This window comes from Bacillus sp. AF62 (assembly GCF_050312695.1).
GTDB lineage: Bacteria > Bacillota > Bacilli > Bacillales > Bacillaceae_G > Bacillus_A > Bacillus_A cereus.
This window is the reverse complement of the sequence record NZ_JBNPJZ010000129.1, coordinates 1-5,755: the sequence shown is the minus strand read 5'-3', so window position 1 is coordinate 5,755 and position 5,755 is coordinate 1. Positions and strand designations below refer to the sequence as shown.

Below are 5,755 nucleotides of genomic sequence, written 5' to 3'. Positions count from 1 at the left end.
AATAAGAAACTTGAAAACTTTTTTGTGCTTTGTCCATACTCTTATCATGTAGACTAGTATCAGCATCAAAAATTGTCGGTTTTCCGGACAATTCTATTCGTGTTTATATATATCTATAATGTTACAGTAGTAATTAAAATTCAATCATTCTGTGTGCGTATCTCTTTAACTGTTTCTTTAAATATGTCTAAATTATCTGAAATTTATATAAGTAATTTAATGGAAATGAGTGATGGCATGCTTGCAATTAGAATTGAAGAAATTTATCAAGAAATATTGGATGGAAAGAGAAGGAATTTTCCATCTGGAACTTGGAGCAAAGACGAAAATAATGAGCTAGCTAGGCGGATGACAAAGTATTTAATTGAAACAGTCTTAGTATGGAATATGCAGGATATTCGTGAAGGTTGGAATCAGAAGTTGATTCAAAAAATGAAATTAACAACAGCACTTTTAAAGTATAATAATAGTCCTTATAGGATGTTAAATGATGCATATCCAGGGCGTTTAAAAGAATGGGAATTGAAAATGTCACCTCTACATTTTTGGACGAAAGAAAAAGCATTAGAAGCTCTAAAATGGACAATTGAAGAGAAAGAGCAATTAGATGAAAAAGGAATATTAGAAATATATAGTGGGAAATGGCTTAAAAAACATAAATTGAGGACACCTTGTCAAACTTTTTTTAAAGACAGTCCGTATCAATTTTTAAATGAATTATATCCGAATCGGTTTAAAGAATGGGAATTAGGTATGGCTCCTTTAAATTTTTGGACGAAGGAAAAAGCAGTAGAAGCCCTAAAATGGACAATTGAAAAAAAAGAGAAATTAAATGAAACAGAACTCTTGAAAAAATATAGTCTACGTTGGATAAAAGAGCAAAATTTATATTCACCTTGCTTTATTTTCTGGAAGGGTAGTCCCTACGCATTTTTAAATGAGTTATACCCCAATCGATTTAAAGAATGGGAATTGCAAGTAACTCCAAATGGATTTTGGACAAAAGAAAAAGCAGTAGAAGCCCTGAAGTGGACCATTGAGGAAAAAGAAAAATTATCAGATAAAGAGTTAAAAAGCAAGTATAGTATGAAATGGTTAATTCAAAATCGTCTACGCACACCAGTAAATCAGTTTTTTAAAGATAGTCCATATCAATTTTTAAATGAGTTATACCCCAATCGATTTAAGGAATGGGAATTACTAGTAACCCCAAATGGATTTTGGACAAAAGAAAAAGCCTTGGAAGCATTAAAGTGGGTAATCGAAGAAAAGGAGCAATTATCGGACGAGGAGTTGAAACGAATATATAGCGGTAGATGGATTAAAAGTCAGAAATTATCTGTGCCATTACATAAATTCTGGAGTAACAATCCATTTCTTATGTTAAACGCTTTGTATCCAGGGCGTTTTAAAAGATGGAAATTCTCTGTATCACCTTATAATTTTTGGACAGAAAAAAATGCGTTAGAAGCTTTACGATGGACGATTGAAGAAAAAGAAAAATTAACGGAGGAAACATTGTTACAAATATATACGGGAAAATGGATAAAACAGCAAGGATTGAAGTATCCTTGCGATAAGTTTTGGGGAAGCAGTCCGTATGATATGTTAAATGCATTATATCCGAATCGATTTTCTAAACATATGTTAAAAGGATACAAATATCAAAAAAAGAACAGACTATTGGTATAGTCCATCCTTTGAAAAGGGAATAATAGCAATTATTCTTCTTTATTATAGCTCAAAATACATAAAATTCACTCTATTTGCGTTTGAGAAATTATTCATCTACAAAGGAAGGTTCTTTTTATGAATAAAGGTGATGCCATTTTAAGATTGCTATCAGAAATTAAGTTGGAACTTAAGGAAGTAAAAGAACATGTGGAACAAATGCAAATAAAGTTAGATACATTCAAACAACAAAATCAAGTGAAGAACAAAATGGAGCAAAAGAAACCTTTCCACACACGCAATATAAAGGGGTGCTTGTGTATATGATTTTTTTATATCGATTTGACGTAAAGGAGAATCATATTCATTTTGTTTTACATGAACAAATCGCTGCGGATATGCTTCCACAATATGATGTCCTGTTGAGGCCATTAGTGACGTCTTTAGCTGAAACGTTACAATTGTATTGCTCATTAAGTAAGCAACCGACTTTGCTAACAACTAAAATACAAGGCAGCGGTGAAATAGAAGTAATGTTAAATCAAGAATTAGGACAATGTATAGATGGATATATAAAGGACCACATGATTTTGAAAAAGGGTAAACGAATTGCCGATATTTTAATAAAAATTCGGAATGCTCATACCATATACCACTAAACATGGTCTGGAGATTCTACACAATTATTACAAGAAATTGATTGGAAAATGAGCCGAATTGAGTCTATCCGTCAACAGGTTTCTGTCGACGGATTAATAGAAGAAGTATATGAAATTCACGAGATGCTTATAAAAGTGTCCCAGTTATTGCTCATCTTACAACAAGACCTCAAGATGACACCACTAACTCCAAAGTATACAGGAACAGTACAATCGTTTGTTTAGTAAGGGAGAAATACTTCCGAATAATCAGACAATAACAGAGAGACATCTTATGAGATGTCTCTCTGTTATTGTTCCAAAATATGGCGTACTTCCGACATATCCATATTCGTAAACTTCGCAATATCTTCTATATCCATGCCATTTTTATGCATGCCTCGAATAAGTTGGATTTTTCCTTCTTGAATGCCAACTTCTTTTCCTTTTTCCATTCCTTCTTCTATACCAGCCCCACGAGCATGGGCTAATTTCGCTTGCTCGTCAAATAACACTTTTTCCCGTGCTTCATATGCAAGACGGAACGAACTACTCTGACTCATATTTTCCCATTTGTGGATTGCCTTCTGTAACATTGGATCTTGTTTCATAGCTATATCCTCCAACGTGTGGGTTAAATGTTCATCTTCATGCGCTGGTAGTAAAAGTAACCAACGAGCGAATTCATTTTCCCACGGATTAATTTTTTCTTCTCTCCATTGCTGTAGCAATTTCGGAATTTCAATGAAATGGATTTCCAAATCTTCGAGTAACACTTCCTTGTGTTGCCTGCTCCAAAATTGTCCGACTGTATGCATGTCATCATATTGAGTAAAGAGATCAAAATCTAATAGATTAATCGCAATCGTTTTCCGTAAAGAACGATAGGGCATCCCTTGTTCTAATTGAGATGTATACAGTTTACTCCAATAATACAGGGAACGTTTTACAATCTCTTGTGTATTTCGTAACTGGATTTCCACGTTCACCTTGGTTTCCTCTTGAAGTGTCGCTCTTTATGCAAATGTGGGTCTTCAATTTTTAAGGATACAATCGGTGTAGATAAGGATTCATGCAAGATTGCATTTAAAAAAGAAATCAGTAATCTTGGAATTTGTTTGTGATTATTAGTTATTAAACCTTTCGGTGCGTGAAATTATAGATATTTTTACTTAAACAAGTATATAGCCCTGCATAATCAGCTTTTTTTCTTGATTACGTTAAACGTCTTTTTTTCCTTGTTTTAGCGTTTAACGTTTTTTACATAGTAATGCACTCTCTTGGCCGTCTTCTTTCTTTAAAAATCAATCTGAGCAGTCTTTTTTTAATTTCCCGCGAAAAAATAGGCGTTTTATCTGTTTTTCAAAACATAATGCATAGTGACCTATCTGGATTAGAGATGAATCACCAAATGAGACGAACAATAGTTCACCGCTCGATGTTTCAACTCTTCATACGTGTATAACTTTTGCTTATCAAATAATTTCGGATTTTTCTTTCTATAATATCCAAACAATTCTTCTCCATTTTTCCGTATACGATACCGACGCGCTTGTCTGATTGTACCTGGTATTTCTTCAGGAGCAAACTGTTTGAGTATTTGTAATGCTTGTGAAGAAAGGATTTCTTCTCCTGTTACATAGGCATGGATAAAGATAAGTTCTTTTATTGTTATATAATTGTAATTTGAATTTCCGCTCATGGAAGAATACCCCTCACCAATCATTATTTTTATCCGCACATGACTAGACAAATAAACGAAGCTACCTGTTTAGCACAGCAGTATCTTCAGGATTTGTTTCACTTTTTCATCGTCCACTCGATAAAATACTTCTAATCCTTTTCATTCACATGCTACGACTGTATGTAATTTTAACTTGCCAAGATATTGTGAAATAGTGGGTTGCAATGATTTTTTCTTTATTATTTGACGTACAATTTGGAGACGGATAGGGTGTGCTAATGCCCTTACTACTTCTGCAACACGTTCTCATTCCTTTGAATCCGTGCAAAAGGCATTTTTCATCTTTTTTCCTCTCCCATTCTTTTTATACAGAGTATTCCCTCTATATAATACATTTTTCTGTTATAGAATTTACATCTCCAAACTATCTTGCACCATTTCATTTACACCTTTATACTAAAACAAGTATACATAACAATAAGAGGTGCTTTATGAACAAATCAGAATTAATCAAACAAGTTGCAATACAATCCGAACTAACAAAACCACAAGCGAGTCTTGCAGTAGATGCAGTATTAGAGTCCATTCAACATGCACTACAAAATGGGGAACATGTACAGCTACTTGGCTTCGGCACATTCGAAGTAAGAGAACGTGCTGCCCGTGAAGGACGCAATCCACATACTGGTGAAGCTCTTACGATCCCTGCGGGAAAAACACCTGCCTTTAAAGCTGGGAAAGCATTAAAAGAAGCTGTAAAAGCTAAATAATATATCTTTAACAGTAGCATGAATTCTAAGGATTTCATGCTACTGTTTTATTTTAGAATCGAATCGTGGAGATCGCATGTTTATATACAAGCTGTTGCTTTCCTTCAACTTCTATTAAAACAGAATAAGTATCAAATCCTCTTATTATTCCTTTTACATGCAATCCTTTTAACAGAATTAAAGTGATATCCTTCCTCTTTTGAAACGCCTCTTGTAACAATTGTTCCTGAAAAGATATCATGTTTTTACTTTTATCCTTTTGAAATGCCTGTAATTTCGTTTCCAAATCGTTCGCCCCCTATTCTTCTCATACCTTACTTTGTATTGTTCTAATTCAGCTAACAGTTGTTTTACACCCTCTGGACTCAGCGTCAGCTTTCCACCTGCCAGTTTTACATTCCTTGCAGATATTTCTCCCGTGATAGGACACATACCATGATATATATTTTTTTGTAGAATTATAGCATCCTCTTCTACAAAAATTTCTAGAGCATCTCCAGAATCTACTTGTAAAATTCGTCTTGTTTCTTTTGGTATCACAATCCGTCCTAAATTATCTACTTTGCGTACAATTCCTGTCGCTTTCATAGAAATGCCCTCCTTTTGTACACATAGAATATCTCACATCTTATGTGACCGTTTTCATTTCTAAAAACTATATATACTATAAAAAGTTGATTTTAATCTGTATAAATAGAGAGGTTTCCCATGTCTACATCTGATGTTCTCCACTTGCAAAAATAAATGAAAGAAAAAAGAAACGACTGCGACATTTTGTAAAGGTATACGAATATACAGATCACATTGTTCTTACATGTAGCCAAGAATTAGATACATTCGTTTATCTTTTTATGCGTGATTACTCTACTCGAACAGTTGAAGTGAACTACCCGCCACTTAACGTCCTAACGGACTGTTTGAAGTGGGGGCTTCTCGGTTAGTCGTTACTTTTGGTAGCTAACGAATTCGTCCTAAGACAGCCGAGCTAACGC

The 5,755-nt window shown here is 34.1% G+C and carries 8 protein-coding genes and 3 pseudogenes; 6 read left to right on the top strand and 5 right to left on the bottom strand.

The window, feature by feature from the left end; genetic code table 11:
- Positions 1–99 precede the first annotated feature (99 nt).
- The 4 genes from ACQRBL_RS29690 (at position 100) to ACQRBL_RS29675 (ending at position 2,555) form a co-directional block, all read left to right on the top strand.
- Positions 100–1,692 (top strand): hypothetical protein, encoded by a 1,593-nt coding sequence (locus ACQRBL_RS29690; protein WP_257129739.1) that lies wholly within the window; start codon positions 100–102, stop codon positions 1,690–1,692.
- Between the two features lie 117 nt (positions 1,693–1,809).
- Positions 1,810–1,998 (top strand): hypothetical protein, encoded by a 189-nt coding sequence (locus tag ACQRBL_RS29685; protein ID WP_001032324.1) that lies wholly within the window; start codon positions 1,810–1,812, stop codon positions 1,996–1,998.
- Positions 1,995–2,330 (top strand): hypothetical protein, encoded by a 336-nt coding sequence (locus ACQRBL_RS29680; RefSeq protein ID WP_000576879.1) that lies wholly within the window; start codon positions 1,995–1,997, stop codon positions 2,328–2,330. Before ACQRBL_RS29685 ends, ACQRBL_RS29680 begins: the two co-directional genes overlap by 4 nt.
- A 48-nt stretch (positions 2,331–2,378) precedes the next feature.
- The gene (locus ACQRBL_RS29675; RefSeq protein ID WP_004410961.1) at positions 2,379–2,555 is read left to right on the top strand and encodes a hypothetical protein; all 177 of its coding nucleotides are present in this window, start codon (positions 2,379–2,381) and stop codon (positions 2,553–2,555) included.
- 65 nt (positions 2,556–2,620) lie between these two features.
- On the opposite strand, the pseudogene ACQRBL_RS29670 reads toward ACQRBL_RS29675, so the two are convergent.
- From ACQRBL_RS29670 to ACQRBL_RS29660, 3 genes and pseudogenes are all read right to left on the bottom strand, one after another.
- A pseudogene (locus tag ACQRBL_RS29670) lies at positions 2,621–3,414 on the bottom strand (Rpn family recombination-promoting nuclease/putative transposase); the annotation flags it as partial.
- A gap of 288 nt (positions 3,415–3,702) precedes the next feature.
- Positions 3,703–4,011, bottom strand: a complete 309-nt coding sequence (locus tag ACQRBL_RS29665; protein ID WP_411996760.1) for a hypothetical protein — start codon at positions 4,009–4,011, stop codon at positions 3,703–3,705.
- A 69-nt stretch (positions 4,012–4,080) separates the two neighbouring features.
- Positions 4,081–4,335: pseudogene (locus ACQRBL_RS29660) on the bottom strand (ArsR/SmtB family transcription factor).
- Positions 4,336–4,484: 149 nt separating this feature from the next.
- On the opposite strand from ACQRBL_RS29660, the gene ACQRBL_RS29655 reads away from it, so the two are divergent.
- Positions 4,485–4,763, top strand: a complete 279-nt coding sequence (locus ACQRBL_RS29655; protein ID WP_001043043.1) for an HU family DNA-binding protein — start codon at positions 4,485–4,487, stop codon at positions 4,761–4,763.
- A gap of 52 nt (positions 4,764–4,815) precedes the next feature.
- Here ACQRBL_RS29655 and hfq read toward each other — a convergent pair whose 3' ends face one another.
- Both hfq and ACQRBL_RS29645 read right to left on the bottom strand, forming a co-directional pair.
- Positions 4,816–5,049 (bottom strand): RNA chaperone Hfq, encoded by a 234-nt coding sequence (hfq, locus tag ACQRBL_RS29650; RefSeq protein ID WP_000448508.1) that lies wholly within the window; start codon positions 5,047–5,049, stop codon positions 4,816–4,818.
- A 29-nt stretch (positions 5,050–5,078) separates the two neighbouring features.
- Positions 5,079–5,351: pseudogene (locus ACQRBL_RS29645) on the bottom strand (AbrB/MazE/SpoVT family DNA-binding domain-containing protein); the annotation flags it as partial.
- 152 nt (positions 5,352–5,503) lie between these two features.
- On the opposite strand from ACQRBL_RS29645, the gene ACQRBL_RS29640 reads away from it, so the two are divergent.
- Complete coding sequence (locus tag ACQRBL_RS29640; protein WP_368857233.1) at positions 5,504–5,704, top strand: aspartyl-phosphate phosphatase Spo0E family protein; 201 nt, start codon at positions 5,504–5,506, stop codon at positions 5,702–5,704.
- The last annotated feature ends 51 nt before the right edge of the window (positions 5,705–5,755 follow it).